At 48.1% G+C, this 24096-nt stretch carries 16 protein-coding genes and 1 pseudogene; all 17 read left to right on the top strand.

Translation table 11 applies throughout. The features are described from left to right. Positions 1–227 precede the first annotated feature (227 nt). Positions 228–2300, top strand: a complete 2073-nt coding sequence (locus DWZ16_RS10505) for a L,D-transpeptidase family protein (protein ID WP_118522750.1) — start codon at positions 228–230, stop codon at positions 2298–2300. A 197-nt stretch (positions 2301–2497) separates the two neighbouring features. Then, positions 2498–2764 (top strand): 30S ribosomal protein S15, encoded by a 267-nt coding sequence (gene rpsO, locus DWZ16_RS10500; RefSeq protein WP_022358577.1) that lies wholly within the window; start codon positions 2498–2500, stop codon positions 2762–2764. Between the two features lie 216 nt (positions 2765–2980). Next, the gene (locus tag DWZ16_RS10495) at positions 2981–5080 is read left to right on the top strand and encodes a polyribonucleotide nucleotidyltransferase (RefSeq protein WP_107001095.1); all 2100 of its coding nucleotides are present in this window, start codon (positions 2981–2983) and stop codon (positions 5078–5080) included. Positions 5081–5245: 165 nt separating this feature from the next. Further along, positions 5246–5917 (top strand): ABC transporter ATP-binding protein, encoded by a 672-nt coding sequence (locus DWZ16_RS10490; protein WP_118492299.1) that lies wholly within the window; start codon positions 5246–5248, stop codon positions 5915–5917. Between the two features lie 65 nt (positions 5918–5982). Continuing rightward, positions 5983–7797: a zinc ribbon domain-containing protein gene (locus DWZ16_RS10485; protein ID WP_118522749.1), complete on the top strand. Its 1815-nt coding sequence runs from the start codon at positions 5983–5985 to the stop codon at positions 7795–7797. 10 nt (positions 7798–7807) lie between these two features. Next, entirely contained in the window at positions 7808–9001 is a 1194-nt protein-coding gene (locus tag DWZ16_RS10480; protein WP_118522748.1) for an ABC transporter permease, read from the top strand. A 3-nt stretch (positions 9002–9004) separates the two neighbouring features. After that, on the top strand, positions 9005–10114 hold the full coding sequence (locus DWZ16_RS10475; RefSeq protein ID WP_118522747.1) for a hypothetical protein: 1110 nt from the start codon (positions 9005–9007) through the stop codon (positions 10112–10114). 371 nt (positions 10115–10485) lie between these two features. Beyond that, complete coding sequence (mgtE, locus tag DWZ16_RS10470) at positions 10486–11841, top strand: magnesium transporter (RefSeq protein ID WP_107001090.1); 1356 nt, start codon at positions 10486–10488, stop codon at positions 11839–11841. Positions 11842–12003: 162 nt separating this feature from the next. Then, entirely contained in the window at positions 12004–13461 is a 1458-nt protein-coding gene (gene gltX / locus DWZ16_RS10465; RefSeq protein ID WP_118467759.1) for a glutamate--tRNA ligase, read from the top strand. 281 nt (positions 13462–13742) lie between these two features. Then, positions 13743–15583, top strand: a pseudogene (locus tag DWZ16_RS10460) (ATP-dependent helicase). Between the two features lie 165 nt (positions 15584–15748). Beyond that, complete coding sequence (locus tag DWZ16_RS10455) at positions 15749–16240, top strand: hypothetical protein (RefSeq protein ID WP_118522746.1); 492 nt, start codon at positions 15749–15751, stop codon at positions 16238–16240. Between the two features lie 156 nt (positions 16241–16396). Continuing rightward, entirely contained in the window at positions 16397–19468 is a 3072-nt protein-coding gene (locus DWZ16_RS10450) for an N-acetylmuramoyl-L-alanine amidase family protein (protein WP_147353418.1), read from the top strand. 170 nt (positions 19469–19638) lie between these two features. Then, entirely contained in the window at positions 19639–20187 is a 549-nt protein-coding gene (locus DWZ16_RS10445; protein WP_118522744.1) for a Uma2 family endonuclease, read from the top strand. Between the two features lie 245 nt (positions 20188–20432). Next, entirely contained in the window at positions 20433–20660 is a 228-nt protein-coding gene (locus tag DWZ16_RS10440) for a helix-turn-helix domain-containing protein (RefSeq protein ID WP_118522743.1), read from the top strand. Beyond that, entirely contained in the window at positions 20653–22215 is a 1563-nt protein-coding gene (locus DWZ16_RS10435) for a type I restriction-modification system subunit M (RefSeq protein ID WP_118522742.1), read from the top strand. Before DWZ16_RS10440 ends, DWZ16_RS10435 begins: the two co-directional genes overlap by 8 nt. Next, positions 22216–22836 (top strand): hypothetical protein, encoded by a 621-nt coding sequence (locus tag DWZ16_RS10430; RefSeq protein ID WP_118522741.1) that lies wholly within the window; start codon positions 22216–22218, stop codon positions 22834–22836. Continuing rightward, the coding region (locus DWZ16_RS10425) for a restriction endonuclease subunit S (protein ID WP_147353417.1) at positions 22796–24096 on the top strand (1301 nt) is incomplete at its 3' end. The genes DWZ16_RS10430 and DWZ16_RS10425, both read left to right, overlap by 41 nt.

Raw genomic sequence — 24096 nt, 5'->3', positions numbered from 1 at the left:
GTGCCTACCCGTGAACAGAAACGTAACAGAATATACCAGAAAATGACAGAGTTTTGTAAGTTGACTTCCGTTTAAAACTTATATACAATAGGACGATGGAGGACCAGCAACACAGATAGCATGGATTTTTGTCAGAAAAATATGCCAAATGATAAAACCATTACTTGAATGGCAGGTCCTTCCGGGAATAGGAACCCGTATTGGATTTTTAAAGGGAGAATAGGAAGATGACAGATAGAAACGGGAATTTGAATAAAAATTCACGTTCCGGCAGCCGCGAAGATGGGCGGGAGCCGGTGAGACGAAATACGGCGATGAACAGCCGGGAGATTATGCTGGAAGATGAAGATTATCTGGATGAGCCGGATGAGGGCTATTTGGATGATGATTATTTCGACCGGGATATGGAAGAACGGATCCTGAGGGAAGCAGAGCTGGACATGGAAAACATACACCAGTCAGAGCGTCAGGATCAGAACCGGTGGGAAGAGCCGGAACGCCTGCCGGAGAAAGAGCCGGAGGAGACAGCCAGTCGAAAGCGCAGCCGTGCCCGTGGAAATCAGAGCGCGGGTACAGGGCGGGAGGCAGCCCATGCGGCGCCGCAGCGGGGACAGGATTCCGGAAAGACGGCATCCTGGACGGAAGCCACCCCGGAAAAGGCAGCTCTGAAAGCTGAGCATAGAAAAAACGGTAAAAAGGCGGCGTGGATCGTTGCCTGTACGGCGGGCATTCTGCTCGTGGCAGCCGGAGGCGTCTATGTGGGAATGTCCCAGAAATATAAGACCCGTTTCTTTCCGAATACGCAGATCAACGGTGTTGACGCGTCCGGAAAGACAGCGGCAGAGGTGCAGGAACTGATTGCGGAAGGTGTGAATGGTTATACACTGACGATCGATGAGAGAAATAATCAGACAGAAACCATCGCCGGAACCGATATCAAGCTGCATGCGGAGTTTGACGGAAGCCTGGAAAAGATGGTAGCGGCGCAGAACCCGTTCGCATGGCTGTGGCATATGAAACAGGAAGAATATACGATCGGAACGATGGTGGCGTATGACGATGCGGCGCTGGAAAGCCAGATCCGGAATTTATCGTGTTTAGACCCGGAGAAAGCGGTAGAACCGGTCAATGCAAAGATTTCAGAGTATGTGTCCGGACAGGGATATTCGATTGAGCCCGAACAGGAAGGAACGGCAGTCGAGGCGGAGAAGCTGACACAGGCGGTAACGGGTGCGATCGAGAATCTGCAGGATCATTTATCGCTGGAGGAAGCAGATGTCTATAAGAAGCCGACGGTATTGAAAGACGATGCATCTCTGGCAGAACAGCTGGATAAGATGAATAAATACGCGAAAATGAGCGTGACATACCAGTTTGGCGATTCGACGGAGACCTTAAATGGAGATCAGATTCATGCGTGGCTGATTGCCAATGCAGACGGAAGTGTTTCGGTAGATTCCTCCAAGGTGTCGGAGTACGTGTCTGAGATGGCGAAAGCACACAATACTTCAAACAAAGCGAAAACATTGAAAACATCGTATGGTTCCACGATTCAGGTAAGCGGCGGAACGTATGGCTGGAAGATCAACCAGGCGGCAGAGACGGAAGCGCTGGCAGCGATAATTGCCTCCGGCGAGAGTACGACGCGTGAGCCGGAGTATTCCCAGAAGGCGGCGAGCCATGGGGCAAATGACTACGGCGATACTTACGTGGAGATCAACCTGACCGGACAGCACCTTTTCTTCTATAAAGAAGGAAAGCTGGTGGTAGAGTCGGATTTCGTATCTGGAAACCTGGCGAAAGGCTGGGGAACCCCGGCAGGCTCGTATCCGCTGGCATATAAGCAGAAAAATGCGGTCCTGAAGGGTGAGAATTATCGGACGCCGGTTAATTACTGGATGCCGTTCAATAATGGTATCGGTATGCATGATGCGAAGTGGAGAAGCAGTTTTGGCGGTACGATTTACAAGACGGGCGGTTCCCACGGCTGTATCAACCTGCCGCCGAGTGTTGCAAAGACGATCTTTGACAATATTTCGGCAGGAACTCCGGTGATCTGCTACAATCTGCCTGGTACGGAGAAGAGTACGACGAGCGGTACGGCAAAACCGGCGGAGACGAAGCCGGCAGAGACCACGGCGCCAGCAGAAACACCAGCTCCGGCAGAGACGCAGGCGCCAGCACCGGCAGAAACACAGGCACCGGGTCCGGCACCGACCACAGCGCCGACGCAGGCGGAGACGAAAGCGCCGGAGACTGCGGCACCGACCAGGCAGGACCGGGAGGTCCTCGGGGGATAATGGTGGAAATATTGCAGTGGGACCAGGAGCATAGGAAGAAACGGGAATAAAATCGAGAAAAAACCTGCATAAAATGATTTACACCGAAAACATATTGTGTTATACTAAATACGTATGAGTCCGCCGGTGCTCAGTTTTTTGACGACTCCGACATAAACTTAGCATACGGTAAGAATAATTTTAAGGAGGAAATCACAATGATTTCAAAGGAAAAGAAAGCAGCTATTATCGAACAGTACGGAAGAAAAGCAGGCGATACAGGTTCACCGGAGGTTCAGATCGCAATTCTGACCGCTAGAATCGCTGAGCTTACAGAGCATTTAAAATCCAATCAGAAGGATCATCATTCCCGCCGCGGACTTCTGAAGATGGTAGGACAGAGACGTGGTCTTCTGGATTACTTAAAGAAATCCGATCTGGAAGGATACCGTGCACTGATCGAGAAGTTAGGCATCAGAAAGTAATTAAGATTAAAACGTATAGGGTGGAGCAATCCACCCTAGTTGTTTATGTAGAAGAAAAGTCCGAGACCGCTGCTGTACCCGTAAAGCGGAAAAACATATTTGCGGGCAGAGCAGTAGTTTCGGTATTACTTTTCACAGAAAGGCACTTTTGGAACCGAAAGCGGCGTATGAGAATGTGAAGGTTCTTCTGCAAAACAAGATGAAAGGAGATATGAGATGTACAAGAGTTTTTCGATGGAACTGGCTGGCAGAACTTTAACAGTGGATGTTGGCCGTGTAGCAGCTCAGGCAAATGGTGCTGCATTTATGCATTATGGAGATACAACCGTATTATCAACCGCGACAGCTTCTGACAAGCCGCGTGACGGTATTGATTTCTTCCCGTTAAGCGTTGAGTTTGAGGAGAAGATGTATTCGGTCGGAAAGATTCCGGGCGGATTTAACAAGAGAGAGGGAAAGGCATCTGAGAACGCAGTTCTGACTGCACGTGTTATCGACCGTCCGATGCGTCCGCTGTTCCCGAAGGATTACCGCAACGATGTTACCTTAAATAACCTCGTATTATCCGTTGACCAGGACTGCAGCCCGGAGTATACCGCAATGTTAGGTTCTGCAATCGCAACCTGCATTTCCGATATCCCGTTTGATGGTCCGTGTGCGACCACCCAGATCGGCATGATCGACGGCGAGTTTATCGTAAACCCGACTAACGCACAGAAGAAAGTATCTGATATGGCTCTGACCGTTGCTTCCACCCGCGAGAAGGTTATCATGATCGAGGCTGGCGCAAAGGAAGTTCCGGAGAACATCATGATCGACGCGATCTTCAAGGCACACGAAGTAAACCAGGAGATCATCAAATTCATCGACACCATCGTAGCAGAGTGCGGCAAGCCGAAACATTCCTACGAGAGCTGTGCAGTTCCGGAAGAGCTGTTTGCAGCGATTCGTGAGCTGGTTCCGCAGGAAGAGATGGAAGAGGCTGTATTTACAGACGAGAAACAGAAGAGAGAAGAGAATATCCGCGCAATCACCGAGCGCCTGGAAGAGGCATTCGCTGATAACGAGGAGTGGCTGGCTGTTCTGGGTGAGGCTGTATATCAGTACCAGAAGAAGACTGTCCGTAAGATGATCCTCAAAGATCACAAGCGTCCGGATGGCCGCGGTATCACCGAGATCCGTCCGCTGGCAGCAGAGATCGACATTCTGCCGCGTGTACACGGTTCCGGTATGTTCACCCGTGGACAGACACAGATTTTAAATATCTGTACACTGGCTCCGCTGTCTGAGGCACAGAAGATCGACGGACTGGATGAGAATGAGACATCCAAGAGATATATGCACCATTACAACTTCCCGTCCTACTCCGTAGGCGAAACCAAACCGTCCAGAGGACCGGGACGCCGTGAGATCGGTCATGGTGCGTTGGCGGAGCGTGCGCTTGTGCCGGTACTTCCGACTGCGGAAGAGTTCCCGTATGCAATCCGTACCGTATCTGAGACGATGGAATCCAATGGTTCTACCTCCCAGGCAAGTATCTGTGCATCCACTCTGTCCCTGATGGCAGCAGGTGTACCGATCAAAGCTCCGGTAGCTGGTATTTCCTGCGGTCTGGTAACAGGCGACACCGATGATGATTACATCGTTCTGACCGATATCCAAGGTCTGGAAGACTTCTTCGGTGATATGGACTTCAAGGTAGGCGGTACTCACAAGGGTATTACTTCCATCCAGATGGATATCAAGATCCACGGTCTGACCCGCCCGATCATCGAGGAGGCAATCGCTAAGACGAGAGAGGCAAGACTCTACATTCTGGATGAAGTTATGGCGCCGGTTATCTCCGAGCCGAGAAAGACCGTCAGCCAGTATGCTCCGAAGATCGTTCAGATCTCCATCGATCCGCAGAAGATCGGCGATGTAGTCGGCAAACAGGGCAAGGTAATCAACAAGATCATCGAGCAGACCGGCGTTAAGATCGATATCGAGGATGACGGAAGCGTATCTGTATGCGGCACCGATCAGGCAATGATCGACAAGGCAGTTTCCATCATCAAGGGCATCGTGACCGACATCGAGCCGGGTCAGATTCTGACAGGTACCGTTGTCCGTATCATGAATTTTGGTGCATTCGTAGAGCTGGCTCCGAACAAAGATGGTATGGTTCATATTTCCAAGCTTTCGGACAAGCGCGTAGCGAAGGTAGAGGATGTTGTCAACATCGGCGATGAAGTTACTGTAAAGGTAATCGAGGTCGATAAGATGGGTCGTATCAACCTGAGCATGAAACCAGGCGATCTGGCTGAAAATAAATAATAAATAGATTGCAAATGCACACGATGTGCTGCAATCATCCATCATAAAATCAATGTGCCTGCATCACTGCGGCGCAGACCAGATAAAGTAAGGAATGCTGCAAGGCAGAGAAGCGGTTCGCTTCTGCTTTGCGGTGTTCCTTTTTACTTTACAAAGAGGAAAAATATGTTAGAGGTAACAGGGATAGAAAAACGGTACCGCGGAAGGACGATCCTAAAAGATGTCTCTTTTCGGGCAAATCCAGGGGAATGCATCGGGATTGTCGGCGGAAATGGATGCGGCAAGACGACGCTGCTCTCGATCCTCGCGGGGATCCGCAAGCCGAATCGGGGGAGTATTCGGATTGACGGGCAGGAGGCGCTTGGAAGACATCGTCTATTAGAAGAAAAAATCGCCTATGTGCCTCAGGAAAATCCATTGATCCCGGAGCTGACGGCATTTGATAATTACCGTCTCTGGTTCCGGGGGAAACGGCGGGAGATGGAGCGGGATCTGGAATGCGGCGTCGGTCGTGTGCTGGGCGTGGACCGATTCTTGAAAACGCAGGCGGGACGGCTTTCCGGCGGAGAGAAAAAGAGGCTGAGCATCGCGGCGGCACTCTCCGGGCGCGCGGATATCCTGATTCTCGATGAACCGGGGGCAGCGCTTGACCTGGAGGCAAAGGAGCAGATCCTGACTTATATCAGGAGCTATGTGAAAGCAGGGGGGACAGTTCTTTTAACGTCCCATGAGATGGGAGAGATAGGGGCGTGTACAACCCTTTATGTATTAAAGGACGGTGTGCTGGTTCCAACGGAGGCAGGGCTTTCGGCGCGGGAGCTGATACAGAGGTTTTAAGGTTACTGGGCACGTATGCGTGAACAGTAACGTTTTAGGAGTGAGAAAACAGGAGGAGGTACAAGATGGAAGAGGGAAACAACACAAACAATACAAACAATGCAAACATGTCAAGCAATTCAACCCCGCTAAACCCGGCAGAGGCAGCGGCACAGGCGCTTACGGCCGCATCTGACACAGCGGATGGAACCGGTGCAGGCGGCTCCGCTGGTGCTGGCGGCGGAATCGGTGGAAATGCTGCAGGCGGCAGTGACGGTGGCAGAACGGGCGGAAATGGTTCTGGCAGGAAGAAATGGCTCATTTCAGCCGGAGCAGCCGCAGCGGTGGCCGTGGTCGGCGGCGGTGTGATGCTCAGCCATCAGGCAGACCCGAAGGACACAGTGATCGATGCGTTCAAGAGCATCACGGCGGAAGGGCAGTTAAATCCGTCTGAGGAGATCTTTGGGACGAAAGAGCTGGAAAAACTTTTACAGAAGGGATCCGCGCAGACGGGGATGGAATTAAGCATGACAGGTATTTCCGATGAATCCCTGAACCAGATGAGCGGTGCGGGCATCGGTCTGGATGTGAAGCGCGATGTGGACAGCGGACGGCAGCTGCTAAATCTTTCCTTGCAGTATGGCGGCGGAGAATTGGCGGACGCACAGCTTTACATGGATGATACACAGATCATGGCGGCGATTCCGGCACTTTCCAGCCGCATGTTTACCCTTGACTATGTCAATGATCTGGAAGGACAGCTCATTAATTCTCCGTATGCGGCGCAGAAGCTCGAAGAGCAGGGGATTGATATTGAGGGGCTGGCAAATTATCTGGGACAGTACAAGGCGGCGCTTTCGGACGAGGAGCCGATGATGGATCTGAAAGCACTCTGGAACCGCTACAAAGAGGGAAGTAAGGCGATTGATGACCTCAAAACGGCTATGACCGTCACTAAGAATGACAAAAAAGAGTTTACGATCGACGGACAGAGCGAGAACTGCCGCGGTTACCATGTGACTTTGCCGAAGGATGCGCTGATTCGCTTTGCAAAGACGACGAGAGAATTTTTCCTGAATGATGAGACACTCAAACAGGATGTGGTGCGCTATCTGGAACTGGCAGGCGACGCAAGCAGCATCTATGCAGCGGACGGGGACGGAGAGAGCGTGGATCCGGAGGAACAGCAGAAGGAACTCTGGGCGCAGGCGGAAGCGGTGCTGGACAATCTGGTAGAGGGAATGGAAAATACCATCGGGGATGTGACGATGGATGTCTATGTGAGAAAAGATGGCAAAATGGCTGGATTTTCCTATGAGACGGATGCAACGGTTGAGGAAGAAAATGTCCGTTTTTACGGCGATGTTTCCTTTGGCGGCGGTTACAACATGCTGTCGAATGTGAATGGGGCGTTAAATATTGAGGATTCGGACGGTCAGATTATCACGGTTTCCCTGGATAAAACAGGCGCTTACGAGGCTGGAAAGAGCTGGAGTGGTCAGGTAATTGCGACCCTGGAAGATGACGAAGAGAAATACCAGTTTATCCTGGATGGCGATTATCAGATCGCGGACGGCAGCTATGAGGTAAAGCTGGATTTGCAGAGTAACGGTGCGTCTCAGGCGTCGCTCACGGCGAATGGCGCGGTCAGCGACCTTTCAAAGGGCGAGAGCGTCCATATCGATATGGATTCCCTGCGTCTGGAAACTACATTGTTAAATGGAAGCAGTTCTTATGTTGAATTTGCCGGTTCCTATTATGTCAACCCGCTGGAGGATGAGATCGCGCAGCCGGACGGCGTTCCATTTGATGTGCTGGCTTCCTCCGAGGAGGATTATAACCAGGTCACAACGGAGATAACAGGCAACCTGTTCGCAATTCTCCTGAAAGTCATGTCATAGGCGGCGGAAAATGCGAACATATATGATATATCTGCTGCTGACCGGAAAGCGCCTGCTCCGCCAGCTGCCGTATTTTCTGGCAGGGCTGGCGGTGATGGTGCTGCTCGTCGGCATGGCGGCGTTTTCGGCATCTAAGGTTTTATATGGGGAAACTTCATTAAAGAAAATTGAGGTGGGCGTGGTGCTTCCGGAGGACGATGCGCTTTCGGAAAAGATAACCAAAATGATTGCCTCGCTGGACAGCGTGGAAAGTCTCTGCGACTTTTCATATCTGGAACACGATGAAGCGTTCCAAAAGATGAAAAGCGGGGAGCTTCAGGCGGTTTTCGAGGTGCCGTCCGGCATGGCGCGCGGCATTTTGGACGGAACGAACCAGCCCGCCACGATCTGGTTTCCGGATGAGAGCGGGCTGGAAGGCGCCGTTTTCCGGGAGCTGGCAGAGTCGGGCAGTTCGATGCTTGGCACTTCGCAGGCGGCGATCTACGCGGCAAATGAATGTTTAAATATCCAGGGAGTGCCGGAACAGATTTCGGTGTCTGAACAGGATTTGAACCGTATCTTTTTAAAATATGCGATGAACCGCGAGGCACTTTTCCGGAAGAAAACGGTCAGCGCTGCAGGGAATGTATCGACGGCGGTCTTTTATGGAATTTCGGGGATTGTATTTCTGATGATTCTCACCGGAATCCCGGCAGCACCGTTTCTGGCTCCCCAGACGGAGGCGCTGGAACAGGGGCTTCGGCGCATCGGGATCCGGCGGTGGTATCCGCTTTTTTGCAAATGCTTGTGCATGACGCTTCTTCTGATGGCAGTCACGGCGGGCGGCTATGGCTGGGCGGTGCAGAAGGGATATGCGCTGGCGGGGCGGGAAGAACTGGCGGCGTGGGGGCTGACCTGCGCGGCAGTTTCGGCGTGGATTCTGCTGTTTTATGAGGTGTGCAGAAGTTCGGCAGCGGCGATTTTGACGTTGTTTGCGGTCAATGTGGTATTTCTCTTTCTGGCGGGCGGCATCATCCCGTCCGTCTTTCTGCCGGAACTGGTTCAGAAAGTCGGAAATATGACGGTGACGGCGCTCTGGATAGATGGAATCCGCTTTATCGCTTCGGGCGAGGAGACAGGGACGGTTCCGGTGCTGTGGAAACTGGCTGCGGCGGCATTGGCATGCTTTGCACTGGCGCTTGCCGCCGGAAAAAGGAGGGATTGACGGATGCGGAAGCTGGCGTGGTGGTTCTGTATGTTTGGAATGACGCTGCGGCGGGCTCTTTACCGCCCGGTGTTCCTCCTGTTTCTTCTGATCTTTCCATTGGGAATGGGCGCGCTCCATCAGGTGGAAAAACGGGATTCCGGGCGGATCGCGGTGGCGCTCTGCCCGGGAACGGATGCGTGGAATCAGGCGCTTGCAGAAAGACTGGAATCGGAAGAGAGCCGTTCATTTTTCTTTTATCCGTGCGGGACGGAGGAAGAGGCAAAGGAGGCGGTTATGACCGGACGGGCGGAGTGCGCCTACCTGTTTCCAGAGAGATTAAAGGAACGGCTGGACGAGGGGCGTTATACCCGTGCGGTCCGCGTGCTGGTGTCGCCATCCACAGTGGCAGAGAAAATTATATCAGAAAAGATATTTTCTGAACTGTTCGAGGTGTACGGGCGGGAACTGCTGGCGGACTATGGGAAAAATGGAGCGGCATTCCAGACGGTGATGGCGCGCTGCCAGACGACGGAGGCGCGGGAAAAGGCGTGCGGCGTGCTGATGGAACTCTATGAAAAATACCGCAGCAACGGAAGCACCTTTACCTTTGATTATCAGACCTTACAGGGAGGAACGGCACTGCAGACAGGGGCGATGAAGGTGGTCTTTCCGGTGCGCGGGCTGACGGCGGTTTTCCTTTTTATCATGGGGCTGGCGGCAACTGTCATGGCGGGCGAGGATGCGGAGCGCGGGCTTTATACGGCGGTCCGGAGCCGGGAGCGGTGGCTTCTGCAGACGGCGGAGATCGCGGCGTTTGTATTTTTAGCATCCATTTCGGCCTATGCGGCGCTTCTGGCGTCGGGAAATGGGGCAGAGCCGCTTTTAGAGGCGGGAAAGCTGCTTTTTTATCTCTTCTTCGTGACCATGTATGCCTTTGGATGCCTGGCAGTCTGCCGGAAGCCGGGATTTCTGGCGGCGCTGATTCCGGTGTTTATCCTTGCGAGCCTCCTGCTCTGCCCGATCTTTTTTGACGCTTCGCTCTTTTTGCCGGGAGCCGCGGGTATGCGAAAGCTGCTGCCGCCGTGGTGGTATCTGAGCGGCATTTTCGGTTCCAAAAGTGCCTACCCGTGAATAATTACTTTTTAACAACGTTTTTTTGGATAACTTCGATAAAAAGATTGCTATTTTTTCATTCAATTATTATAATAAAAAGAGACATCCGGTATCGAACATCAATCTGCCGGATGTTTTCATGCGAGAAAATCAGGAGAGGAGTGAACACAATGGAAAGCCGGAGTCATAAGGCGGAATCAGACGGCAGCTACCCAGAACCGAAGGCAGCGTACACATGCATTTGCAGGAATGACAGCTGCAAACAGCGGATTCCTTGTGTACACTGCCGCATCTGTGGATAAGTTTCCGGCATTCTGCCTGTGTGCAGGAGCAGGAAGGGAGCAGCCTGTCCGATTTCCAAAATGACAATATTTTGGAAGGAGACGGGAATGTTAGAAGAAGAGAAGAAAGAAGAGCTGCTGGCTCTGCTGACCGGGAAGAAGTACCGGGAGCTGAAAAGCCAGCTGGTCGAGATGAATGAGGTGGATATTGCCTCATTTATCGAAGAATTGGATTCAGAAAAGACGGTCGTTGTATTCCGTATGCTGCCGAAAGAGCTGGCATCGGAGGTATTTGCCTGTCTGGAAGTCGAACAGCAGCAGCACATCATTACCAGTATCACGGATAATGAGCTGCGTGCCATCATTGACGACCTGTATGTCGATGATGCGGTCGATATGCTGGAGGAGCTGCCGGCGACGATCGTGCGGCGTGTACTTCAGAACTCCAGCCCGGATACGAGAAAACTGATCAACCAGTTCCTCAATTACCCGGAAAACAGCGCTGGAAGCGTCATGACGGCGGAGTACGTGGGACTCAAGAAAAATATGACGGTGGAGCAGGCATTTGCTTATATCCGGAAATATGGTGTGGACAAGGAGACGATCTACACCTGCTACGTCATGGATGAAAAACGCCGCTTAGAGGGCGTTGTGACGGTCAAGGATCTTCTGATGAATGATTATGCGGCGCTCATGGGCGATATCATGGATCCGCATGTGATCAAGGCATATACGACGGAAGACCAGGAGAAGGTCGTGGAGACGTTCAATGAGTACAACCTCCTGAGTTTACCGGTTGTGGACGGCGAAGACCGTCTGGTCGGCATCATCACGGTCGATGATGTCATGGATGTCATGGAGCAGGAGGCGACGGAGGACTTCGAGAAGATGGCGGCGATGCTGCCGAGTGAGAAGCCGTACCTGAAGACGGGCGTGTTCCAGCTTGCGAGAAATCGTATTCCGTGGCTGATGATCCTGATGTTGAGCAGTATGGTGACCGGCGGTATTTTGTTAAAATATGAGAATGCCTTTTCGGTGATTCCGCTTTTGGTTACGTTTATTCCGATGTTGATGGATACGGGCGGAAACTCCGGCAGCCAGGCGAGCACGATGATCATCCGTGGTATGGCGGTCGGCGAGGTAGAACCGGCGGATATTCTGAAGGTTATGTGGAAAGAGATCCGCGTGGGAATGCTCTGTGGACTTTCTCTGGCGCTTGTCAATTTCGTGCGTCTGATGATCCAGTATCCGGGGCAGGTACTCATCTGCCTGACGGTAGTTATCAGCCTGTTCTGCACGGTTATCATCGCGAAGACGATCGGATGTGTGCTTCCGATTGCGGCGAAGACGATCCATCTCGACCCGGCGATCATGGCGTCGCCGATGATCACGACGATCGTGGATGCGTGCAGCCTGATGATTTATTTCCAGCTGGCGTGCCATCTGCTGAATATGAAGGCGTGATATAAATTACCTGCCTGCTGGCCCATGTTTTCGTATGGTCAGCGCAGTAAATGCGCAGACTTACGGAACAGTTACTTTATTTTATAATTCCAATATTTTAATTATTTCTAGGAAAGGAAAAACTGTTTGGAACATAAGCTTCCAGACAGCCGTGTGAAAAGTATGACAAAGATCAGAACCAGATACGCACCGAGCCCGACAGGCAAAATGCATGTAGGAAACTTAAGAACTGCATTATACGCATACCTGATTGCAAAACATGAGGGCGGCGATTTTATCCTGCGAATCGAGGATACCGATCAGGAGCGTTTCGTTGAAGGCGCGACCGAGATCATTTACAATACGATGCGCGATACCGGACTGAAGCATGACGAAGGTCCGGACATCGGAGGTCCGGTTGGCCCGTATGTACAGAGCGACCGTCAGAAACAGGGCATCTACATGGAATATGCGAAGAAGCTGATCGATAAAGGCGAAGCTTATTACTGTTTCTGCGATCAGGAACGCTTAAACAGCTTAAAGAGAGAAGTAAACGGCGAAGAGATCATGACCTATGATAAGCACTGCCTGCACCTTTCCAAGGAAGAGGTAGAGGCAAACTTAAAGGCAGGAAAGCCGTTTGTCATCCGTCAGAACAACCCGACCGAGGGAAAGACTACCTTCCACGATGAGATTTATGGGGATATTTCCGTAGATAACTCCGAGCTGGACGATATGGTTTTAATCAAATCGGATGGATTCCCGACCTACAACTTCGCAAATGTGGTGGACGATCATTTACAGCAGATCACCCATGTAGTCCGCGGTAACGAGTACCTGTCTTCTTCACCGAAGTACAACCGTCTGTACGACGCATTCGGATGGAAGGTTCCGGTTTATGTGCACTGCCCGACCATCACGAACGAGGAGCACAAGAAGCTGAGCAAGCGAAGCGGTCATTCTTCCTATCAGGATCTGATCGATCAGGGCTTCGTTTCCGAGGCAGTTGTCAACTTCGTTGCCCTGCTTGGCTGGTCACCGGAAAATAATCAGGAGATTTTCTCCTTAGATGAGCTGGTAAAAGAGTTCAACTACAAGAATATCAGCAAATCTCCGGCTGTTTTCGATATGGTAAAACTGAAATGGATGAACGGCGAGTACATCAAGGCGATGGATTTTGATAAGTTCTATGAGATGGCAGAGCCGTACATCAAGAAAGTAATCACCAAGGATCTGGATCTGAAGAAGATCGCGGCGATGGTTAAGACGAGAATCGAGATTTTCCCGGATATCGAGGGACACATCGATTTCTTTGAGACACTGCCGGAGTATGATCCGCAGATGTATGTTCACAAGAAGATGAAGACCAATCTGGAGACATCCTTAAAGGTATTAAAAGATGTTCTGCCGATTCTGGAAGCACAGGAAGATTACTCCAACGACGCCCTGTACGCGGCGCTGTCCGAGTATGTATCCAAAGAGGGCGTTAAGACCGGCTTTGTAATGTGGCCGATCCGTACCGCTGTATCCGGCAAGCAGATGACGCCGGCAGGCGCGACCGAGATCATGGAAGTGCTTGGCAAGGAGGAGTCGATCAGCCGTATCAAGAAGGGGATTGAACTTCTGGAGGCACAGCAGTAGGCTGTCGTAACCGTCGATGTTCGACTTGAAGCAAGTTTGGCTTCGCAGATTAAATCAGTAGGTAGTAAATAAACAACTGCTTTTTCATGTATCGTAGATGCATGAAAAGCAGTGAAAAGGTGCGCTTTGTGAGAAATACATTCCAAGGCGCACTTTTCTTACATTTGTACTTGACAGATTTGCTTCAGATGCGCGGCAGAAGGATGTCTTGCACGTCAAAATGCGAATTTCGAAGCAAATATGCCGAGATATTCTTGAATTGTGGAGTAAGGAAACAGGAAATGGCATTCAGTAAAGCACAGACACAGGCAATCATGCATAAAGATGGTCCCATGATGGTTCTGGCGGGACCGGGATCAGGGAAAACAACGGTGATAACCCATCGGGTCCAGTATCTGACGAAGGAGTACGGAATCGATCCGGGGGATATTCTTGTGATTACCTTTACCCGGGCAGCAGCCGAGGAGATGCGGGAGCGGTATGAAGCATTGACCGGCGGCGGCTCCAGAGTCACCTTCGGTACTTTTCATTCGATCTTTTTTAGGATCTTAAAGCTGGCATACCGATATACGCTGACAATATTGTCCGGGAAGAGCAGCAGATGCAGTTTGTCCGGGAGCTGGCTCAGGCCGGAGGTCTGGAGCCGGAGGATGAAAATGAGTTTGCAGCCTCCATTTTAAGTGAGATAAGCTCTGTCAAGGGAGAGAGGATTGCACTGGAACATTACTATTCCAAAAACTGTCCGGATACAGTTTTCCGTCAGCTCTATGCGGGCTATGAAGAGAAAATGCGCCGGGCCGGACTCATCGATTTCGATGACATGATGGTGCTGTGTCTGGAACTTTTTACGGAAAGAAAAGATATCCTGTCTGCCTGGCAGAGGAGGTATCGGTACATCCTGATTGATGAGTTTCAGGACATCAACCGACTTCAATATGAGATCGTGCGGATGTTAGCCAAGCCGGAAGATAATCTTTTTATCGTGGGCGATGATGATCAGTCGATTTACCGGTTTCGTGGGGCCAAACCGGAGATTATGCTGGGGTTTGAGCGGGATTATCCGGGTGCCGGACGGATTCTTCTGGATGTGAATTACCGAAGCACCGAGGAGATCGTGGCACCGGCTCTGCGCTTGATCGGGGAAAACCAGAAACGTTTTTCAAAGGCCATCCATACAACGGGACGTCATGGGAAGAACGTGATCACGAAGCTCTGGCAGGATCCGGGGGAAGAAAATCTGGCCATTGCCAGGGAGATACAGCTGTATCTGCAGTCGGGAGTGCGGCCGGGGGATATCGCAGTTTTATACCGGACCAATGCTGGTCCTCGTTTTCTGATGGAAAAGCTGATGGAATACAACCTTCCCTTCCGGACACGGGATACGGTGCCGAACCTCTATGAACATTGGATTTCGCGAAATATTCTGACCTATATCCGGATCGCCCTGGGAAGCCGGGCGCGGGAAGATATTTTGCAGGTCATCAACCGTCCGAAGCGTTATATCAGCCGGGATGTGATGCCGGATGAGACGGTTTCGTTCGAGAAGATGAAGGCATTCTATGCGGAGAAAGACTGGATTGCCGAGCGGATCGAGAGCCTGGAAGGGGATCTGCGGGCCATCGCCCGGATGTCACCTCTGGCAGCCGTCAATTATATCCGCCAGGGCATGGGATACGATGAATATCTGATCGAGTATGCGGCATTCCGGCGGATGCGGCCGGAGGAGCTTTTAGAGACTGCCGATGAGCTAAAAGAAAGTGCGGCGGGTTTCAAGACCTTTGACGAGTGGTTTGCACACATCGAGGCGTACAAGGAGGAACTGCTCCGGCAGGCGGCGCAGCGGCGGACGGAGACGGACGCGATCACGCTCGCGACGATGCACAGTGCCAAGGGGCTGGAATTTCCCATTGTCTATATTCTCGATGCCAATGAAGGCATCACGCCGCACAGCCGCGCGATGCTGGACGAGGATATGGAGGAAGAACGACGTCTGTTCTATGTGGCAATGACGCGTGCAAAGACCCGGCTGCATGTGTATGCGGTGCGGGAGAGATACCATAAAAAGGCGGAAGTATCGCGGTTTGTGTGGGAGTATCTGGGGCGGGATGGAGATAGCAGGTAACGAAATTCACAATGAAAATCGGGAAATCATATAAATGACGGTATTAAACATATATTGTGTACGGTTTATTGACATTTTTTGAAAATTGTTTAATAATAACATCATGAGAATTAATCTTCATGGGCGTCAAAAGAGATGAAAGGTAAACAGAGAGGAGATGGGAGAATGAAAGATATACGAAGGGCGGCAGCGGTGTGTCTGACAATGACATTGGCAGTATCGACATTATTTGGAAATACAGCATGGGCGGATATGCCGCAGAAGACGGAGAGGAAAAAATGTGTCCATGTGCATACCGAGGAGTGCTACGGCGAGCCGGATGAGGAAGCAACCTCGTCCCAGATAGGAGAAGAGCCGACGGAATGTACCCACGTCTGCACTGTAGAAAGCGGATGCATACGGAATACAGCCTCGTCTTCCGGTACGGGCGCGGACGATTCTGAAACCGGGCCGGATGATGAAGAAACCATCGATCAGAAAGATTCTGCTGACAAAGCAGAGGATGACGAGAAACAGGAAGGTGCTCCTTCCGTCAGTACACCATCGGATATGGAAGATACGACAGTTCCAGGCGGAACAGTGATACCGGCTGTGAAGTCCAGATCTTCTCCTGGTCCTGGTATGATCCGGAAGAGAACCTGCTGGATGGAAAATTAGAGCTTAACGGAGTTACCGAGGAATCCCAGCCATCCTTCGAAGAGGTCACGGAGTACTTACCACAGGCTATTATTGCCCAGGTCGGAGAAGAAAGCGAAGTGGGGGGGGGAAGAAGAGGAAAAAATTTCGATCACTGGCTGGAACTGTAACGAGTACGTGCAGGATGAAGAAGGCCGCTGGCCTCTGGAAGGCACCTATGAGTTTGCAGCAGAGCTGCCGGAGGCATATGAACTGGCGGAAGATGTAGAGGCACTGGTGGTGGAAGTGTCTGTGACGGGAGACCAGGCGGCGATGCCGGTGTATGATTATAAAAATGTTGTGTTAAATGTAAATTTTGACGAAGGGAAAACTTGTAAAGGTCTTGCCTATGATGAGAGTGGGTTTTCTAGTCTTAACGACGACGTAATGAATTTATTGAACGCTCGCGGTATAGAGGTTACTAATTCAGGAGAAAATAGCTTTCAATTAAGAATGACGAATGCTACTACCATACAGAACCTTGAGTTAAGCCGGGGAACATGGGAGATAGTATTAAAGGGAAGCAATGTATTAGAGGGGAAAGGAAAAGGTGTTGGAGGAGTTGGCCTCAAAATTAAGGAAAATGTAAGAGCGACGATTAAGGAAGGAACAGCACCCGCTTCTTTGACAGCTAAGAATTATCCAACGACAGGAACAAGTAGTGATGGATCCAGCGGAATAGCAGTCGAAGGTAACTTGACGATAGAAAGTGGAACGATAGAAGCAACTGCCGATGGGGGAAAAAATAGCGCTTCATTCTCAGGGGGCATTGTTGTGGGAAGAAATGGAACTTTAAATATTAACGGAGGCGCTGTTACTGCTGCGGGAACAGGCAAGAATGGCGTGTTTGTCCGTGGAAATTTCCGGATGAAGGGTGGATCATTAACGGCAACTGGAAGTGGAAAACCCGGAATTGAGAATGAGGGTATTTTTGAACTTTCAGACGGAACAATTTCAACAAAATCTAATAGTGGTGGAATAGGATTTTTGCAGGGGCGTGGATCTGTAACGATCAAAGCCAACGAACTGAATACTGATCGATTAAACATTACTGGAAATAGTTCCTTCACTGTTGCAAGAGGCGGAAAGGTAACCTCTGGAAGTACGATAATTAATAGTGGCACACTTACCAATGAAGGAGAATTTGTTTCAAACGGTCCATTTGTAAAAGAAGAAAACGGAAGATTTATCAATACCGGCACAATCAGCGGAAACGGAAGTCTGCCCGATGATGTAAAGCAGACTCCAGATAAAATTACAGGTCATAAAACGAAAATAAGTGCAGATTATTGCAACAATATGTCGATCAATGTTCAAAACCTTGCGACTATTCAGAAACCGGTTAACGCCGGAGACCTGCAATATGAACTTGTTAAGTATACAGGAAGTGATAAGGGAGAAGGAACGATTGACAAGAAAACAGGTCAGTTGACGGTGACCAAGGCTGGTGTATTTAAAATCAAGGTGAATACACAGGCAAGTGGATTCTATAAAGCCGGAGAAAATCCGGTTTATATAACATTGACGGTTAATAAAGCAGCTTTTCCTGCTTCCTGGAATTTGATCGTAACGGCTACCAGCGGTATATATAATGGATCTAAAGGATATCCGGCAGCTGCCATTAACGCAAGTGGCATTCCTAGTGGTGCAAGGTATGAATATCAGCTGAAGCGTACAAGTAGTACGGATGATTTACAAGAAGATCAGTGGAAGTCGGAGTGTCCGAAGATTGTGAATGTAGCAGAGTCGGGTCAGTTTGTATTTGTAAGAGTGACAGTAGATAATTACAAGTCGAAGGTATTTTGCTCTGGCAACCCAACGAGTATTATCAAACGGAGGTTTGCAGATACAAAAGTAACACTCGAACCAGAGACCGTCATTTATAATGGTCAATCCTGGAGCCCGGAGATCAAAGTGGTTGAGAACTGGCAGGGCGGAGATGCAGTGGATAGGGCGGATTATATAATCCAAGATTGGACATATTGGACAGGAACTGATAATAGTAAAGTTACAGAGCGAAAAGATGCTGGAATATACACTGTCTATCTGTTGGGTCAGAGAAATTATACGAATGAATCGAAACAAGCTATATTTACAATCGACAAGTGTAAATTAAATGCGCGGATAACAGGAAACTCTTTCGATAAAGTCTATGATGGAACGACAGATATTAGGGAGGAGCAGAATTTATCTGTTCAGCTTTACAGTGATTCCGGTACTCCTGATTCTCAGGATGTTCGTGCTGACCAGGTAAATTGGGCATATCAGAGTGCGGATGTTGGAGAGCATGATATTGAGGCGGCAAATATTACGTTAGCAGGTGACAATGCAAAGAATTATGAGCTGACAGAAAATAGCACATCTATCAAAGGCAATATCGTAGCACGTGATTTTGCATCCATGACTGTATCGGCAGATCCGCTTACCTATAATGGTACCGAACAGAAACCGCAGATCCATGCATCTGTGAAAACCGGTCTTTCAAATGTGAGTCCGGATGCAGTGGTATTTACTTATTCTAAGAATGGAGTGGATTACCAGAGTGAGATCCCAGGCTTTACAGATGCGGGAACTTATCAGGTATATGTGAAAGCTTCGATGGCCAATTTCAATGATGCTGTAAAAACAGTCAATGTGACGGTTCAGCAAGCGCCTTCAAGCTCAGGCAGTCATTCAGGCGGCGGAAAAGACAGCGGCGGAAAAGGCAGCGGCGGAAAAGGCAGCAGTGGAAAAAGCAGCAGTGGAAAAAGCAGCAGCGTAAGTTCCGGCACAGTAACCAAAGATAGCCAGAAAGGCTACCGCAGCGAGGAGCAGGGGGTTATCACCGGTGCATCGAATCAGGCAGTGAATGACGGTTACAGCCATTGGATAAAGGATGCCAGAGGCTGGTGGCTCCGCTACAGTGACGGCACCTGGCCTATGGGCAATACCGGTGCATTTCATTGGGAAAAAGTCAACGGCAGATGGTGGGCATTTGGCGCTGAGGGATATCTGAGTACCGGCTGGATCTATGACACCCTGTACCAGGGATGGTTCTATATGGACGAAAACCAGGGTATGCTTACAGGATGGCAGTTCATCAATGGAAAATGGTATTATCTGAATTCGAATCACGACGGCAGTGCCGGCATTATGTATTCAAAACGCCGGACACCGGACGGCTGGTATGTGAAAGAAGACGGCAGCTGGGATGAAGAAGTGAGAAGATAATAGGTAAAAGAGTTATTTAAAGCGGTTGATCGGGAGGTCAGCCGCTTTTTTGACAACATTTTGGCTTTAAAAATTGAAAACGTATCAATGAATCGATTGATAAAAGAACGGAGATACGATAAACTATTTATTATAGAGGAAAGTATATTTTAGCCGAGAAAGGAGGAGCTATGCCATTACCTAAATACAAAACGTATACAGTACAAGATATATATGATCTTCCGGAAGGAACCCGTGCAGAATTGATAGATGGTACCATGTATATGATGGCACCTCCAAGCCGGGCTCATCAGGAAATTGTAGGCGAATTATTTGCAGCTATTCGGGACTATATTAAGGAGAAAGGCGGGATATGCAGGCCTTATGTCGCTCCGTTTGCAGTATTTTTAAATGAGGATGATCATACTTACGTAGAGCCGGATGTAAGCGTGATCTGCGATCCATCTAAATTAAATGATAAAGGATGTGCGGGAGCACCAGATTGGATTATTGAGGTGGTTTCACCGGGAAGTCAGCGAATTGACTATATGATAAAGCTTTTTAAATATCGTACAGCCGGTGTCCGTGAATATTGGATCGTGGATAAAACGAAAAACAGGATTATTGTATATAATTTTGAAAAAAATGATATGAACGAATATACATTTTCCGATCTTGTTCCGGCAGGGATTTATGATGATCTGCAAGTTGATTTTACGAAGATTGATGAATTGCTGTAGGTGTTGAATGGTTTGTATACCGGATTGGGAAATATAAAAAGAAGAATTTTGTGCAGATTATAAGGAATAGTTAAAGCGGTTGATTAAGGTGTTGATCAGCCGTTTTTTCTTTACGGAAAAAATTATCATTGTATGGAATTCTAGGTGGGAATTTTAGACAGATGGTATTATTTCATAAGTTGAATTATTCACGTTTTCGTGATACACTTTCTATATATCTGTTGGCAGACGAATGGAGGAATGACATGGCGGTCAGTTATAAAAAATTATTCCATTTATTGATAGAAAAAAATATGACAAATGCACAGTTGCAGAAGGAGGCTGGTTTCTCTGCAAATATTATCACACGGCTGAAACGTAATGGGTATATTTCCCTCGAGAGTATAGAGAGTATATGCCGTGTTATGAACTGTGGCGTTGACGATATTCTGGAATTTGTACCAGAGGATAACGGAGGAAAAGAGAATGGTTGATACCAAAAAGGAACAGGAACGAGATGAGCTGCACCGTGCAATATGGGCAATTGCAGATGAATTGCGAGGAGCAGTCGATGGCTGGGATTTCAAAAATTATGTTCTTGGCACGATGTTCTATCGCTATATTTCCGAAAACCTGTGTAATTACATAAACTGCGGTGAGATTGATGCGGGCAACACTGATTTTGACTTTGCAAAAATGCCGGATGAGAATGCAGAAGAAGCAAGAGAAGGACTGGTAGAGGAAAAAGGTTTTTTTATCCTTCCGAGTGAACTTTTCTGTAATGTCCGTGCCAATGCTGCGAATGATGAAAACTTAAATGAAACACTGGAGCGTGTGTTCCGTCACATAGAGGAATCAGCGAAAGGCAGTGAGGCAGAGAGCGACTTTGCCGGACTATTCGATGACTATGATGTAAACAGCAATAAACTGGGTTCTACCGTTGCAAAGCGTAATGAGAAGCTTGTAAAACTGCTGAATGGCGTAGACGAAATGAATCTGGGAGATGTAAAAGACCATTCCATTGACGCCTTTGGCGATGCCTATGAGTACCTTATGACCATGTACGCATCGAATGCCGGAAAATCTGGTGGAGAGTTCTTTACTCCGGCAGATGTGTCCGAACTGCTCACACGCCTTGGAACTGTAGACAAAACGGAAATTAATAAAGTATATGATCCGGCTTGTGGTTCGGGTTCATTGCTTTTAAAGGCTGAGAAAATTCTTGGCAAGGACGCTATACGTAACGGTTTTTACGGACAAGAAATTAATATCACAACCTACAACCTGTGCCGTATTAATATGTTCCTGCATGATGTGGGATTTGATAAATTTAACATTGCATGTGAAGATACATTGCTTAGTCCGCAACATTGGGATGATGAGCCGTTTGAGCTGATCGTGTCTAATCCACCATATTCTATCAAGTGGGCGGGAGACGAAAATCCATTGCTCATTAATGACCCTCGTTTTGCTCCGGCAGGAGTTTTGGCACCTAAGAGTAAAGCAGATATGGCATTTATCATGCACAGCCTGTCATGGCTTGCGTCTAACGGAACTGCCGCCATTGTATGTTTTCCGGGAATCATGTACCGTGGTGGTGCAGAGCAGAAAATCCGTAAATATCTGGTAGATAACAACTATGTGGATTGCGTTATTCAGTTGCCGAGTAATCTGTTCTTCGGTACTTCGATTGCAACCTGTATTATGGTAATGAAAAAGAATAAGACGGATAATAAAACGCTGTTTATTGATGCCACAAGTGAGTGTGTGAAGGTGACTAACAATAACAAGCTGACACCAGAGAATATTGACCGTATCGTGGATGTGTTTGCTAAGCGTGAAGAAGAGGAGCATTTTGCACATCTGGCAAGCTATGAAGAAGTATCCGGTAATGATTATAATTTGTCGGTATCCACTTATGTCGAAGCCGAAGATACAAGAGAAAAAATTGATATTGAGAAGCTGAATGCGGAAATCAAGGAAATTGTTGCTCGTGAGCAGGTGCTTCGTGATGAGATTGATAAGATCATCGCAGAAATCGAGGTGTAAATGATAATTCGACTGGTTCAAGACATAAGAAAGGCATTGGAAAACGAACTATATTTTGTAGCATTAAGTTCTGCACTCACCTTGCCAGACATCTGTGGTAAGGCCGCATATCCAACTGAACGAAGCAGCAGAAAACGATATATTTTATGGTATGACGAAGAAATAGGTAAATATGAAAAGAATCCAGAAGACAAAGATGATATGCCGTATTTGTCAGGAGAGGTAATTTATAGTTTGCGCTGTTCATTGTTACATGAAGGAAATCCCAATATGAAAAATGATAGTTTACGAACCAATCAACCAATAGATCATTTTTCGTTGGTTATTGAAAAAGCTAAACCGTTTGATATTTATTCAGATTCCAGTTCAATTACTCGATTTGGAAATGAACAGAAACGTGAATATAGAATGAATATTAGAAGAATATGCATGATCTTATGTGCTGTAGCAGAAGCCTATTATAAAGAGAATGGCGATAAATTTCATTTCAATTATGAAATTATCGATTGGGACGAAGTTACCTCACATTTACCGCCAATAGACATGGAGAAAGTCTTTGCAGAGTTGGCTAAAAGAGATAATGAATTTTATCAAGGAAGGAAAATGGGCGAAAATGAATAGAGTAAATGAACTAATAAAGGAATATTGCCCAGATGGTGTGCCGTTCCAAAAGGTGAAAGATATCTATACGAGAGTAAAGGGGACATCAATAACTGCTGGAAAAATGAAAGAAATAGCGTGTGATGATGGTGAAATTAGAATATTTGCAGGTGGCAAAACAATCATTGATGCTCATGAAAAAGATATTCCAAAAGCTAACATTACACGAGTGCCAGCAGTCTTGGTTCAAAGCCGTGGAGTTATAGATGTTGTGTATTATGATAAGCCTTTTACATTTAAAAATGAAATGTGGGCATACACATCAGAGGATATTGTCAGTGTTAAATTTTTATATTATGTTTTAAAGAATAGTATTCAAACTTTCCGGGATGCAGCATCGGGAATGGGGTCTTTACCACAAATTTCCTTGAAAGTCACAGAAGAGTTTATGCTCCCTGTACCTCCTCTGGAGGTACAACGTGAAATAGTCCATATTTTGGACTCTTTCACGTTACTTACAGCCGAGCTTACAGCCGAGCTTACAGCTCGGAAGAAACAGTATGAGTATTACAGAGATAATATACTTACATTTGATACTACAATCAAACACGTTCGTTTGGGGGATATATGTTCTGTTATTACCAAAGGTACAACACCTAAAAGCTATACTAAAACAGGGGTATCTTTTGTAAAAACTGAAGCATTTGATGGATCGAAGATTATTCCAAATAAGCTGTCTTATGTGGATGAAGAAACGCATACCACATTTTTGAGAAGATCTATGTTGGAAGAAAATGATATCCTTATTACCATTGCAGGAGCAACAATTGGGAAATGTGCAATAGTTCCTAAAGAGATTTTACCAGCAAATACTAATCAAGCTCTTGCAATCATTAGACTTGCAAAAGGCAACTGCCCCAAATATGTAATGTATTTATTGCAATCAGATTTGATGAAGCGGTATATGCAAAAAAATATCAAGGGTTCTGCACAACCGAATTTAAATTTGAAACAGCTTAATGATTTTTTTATTCCGCTCCCACCGTTGAATGTACAAGAACGTTTGGTTCGAGTATTAGATAATTTTGAAGCTATTTGCACTGACTTGAACATTGGATTGCCTGCTGAAATCGAAGCACGCCAAAAACAATATGAATACTATCGTGATTTACTCTTGACATTTGCAGAAAAAGGTAGCACCGTCTTGACAGACAGACAGACAGACAGACAGACAGACAGACAGACAGACAGACAGACAGACAGACAGACAGACAGACAGAC

Source organism: Clostridium sp. AF29-8BH (genome assembly GCF_003478145.1).
GTDB lineage: Bacteria > Bacillota > Clostridia > Lachnospirales > Lachnospiraceae > Otoolea > Otoolea fessa.
This window is presented reverse-complemented; position numbering and strand designations above follow the sequence as displayed.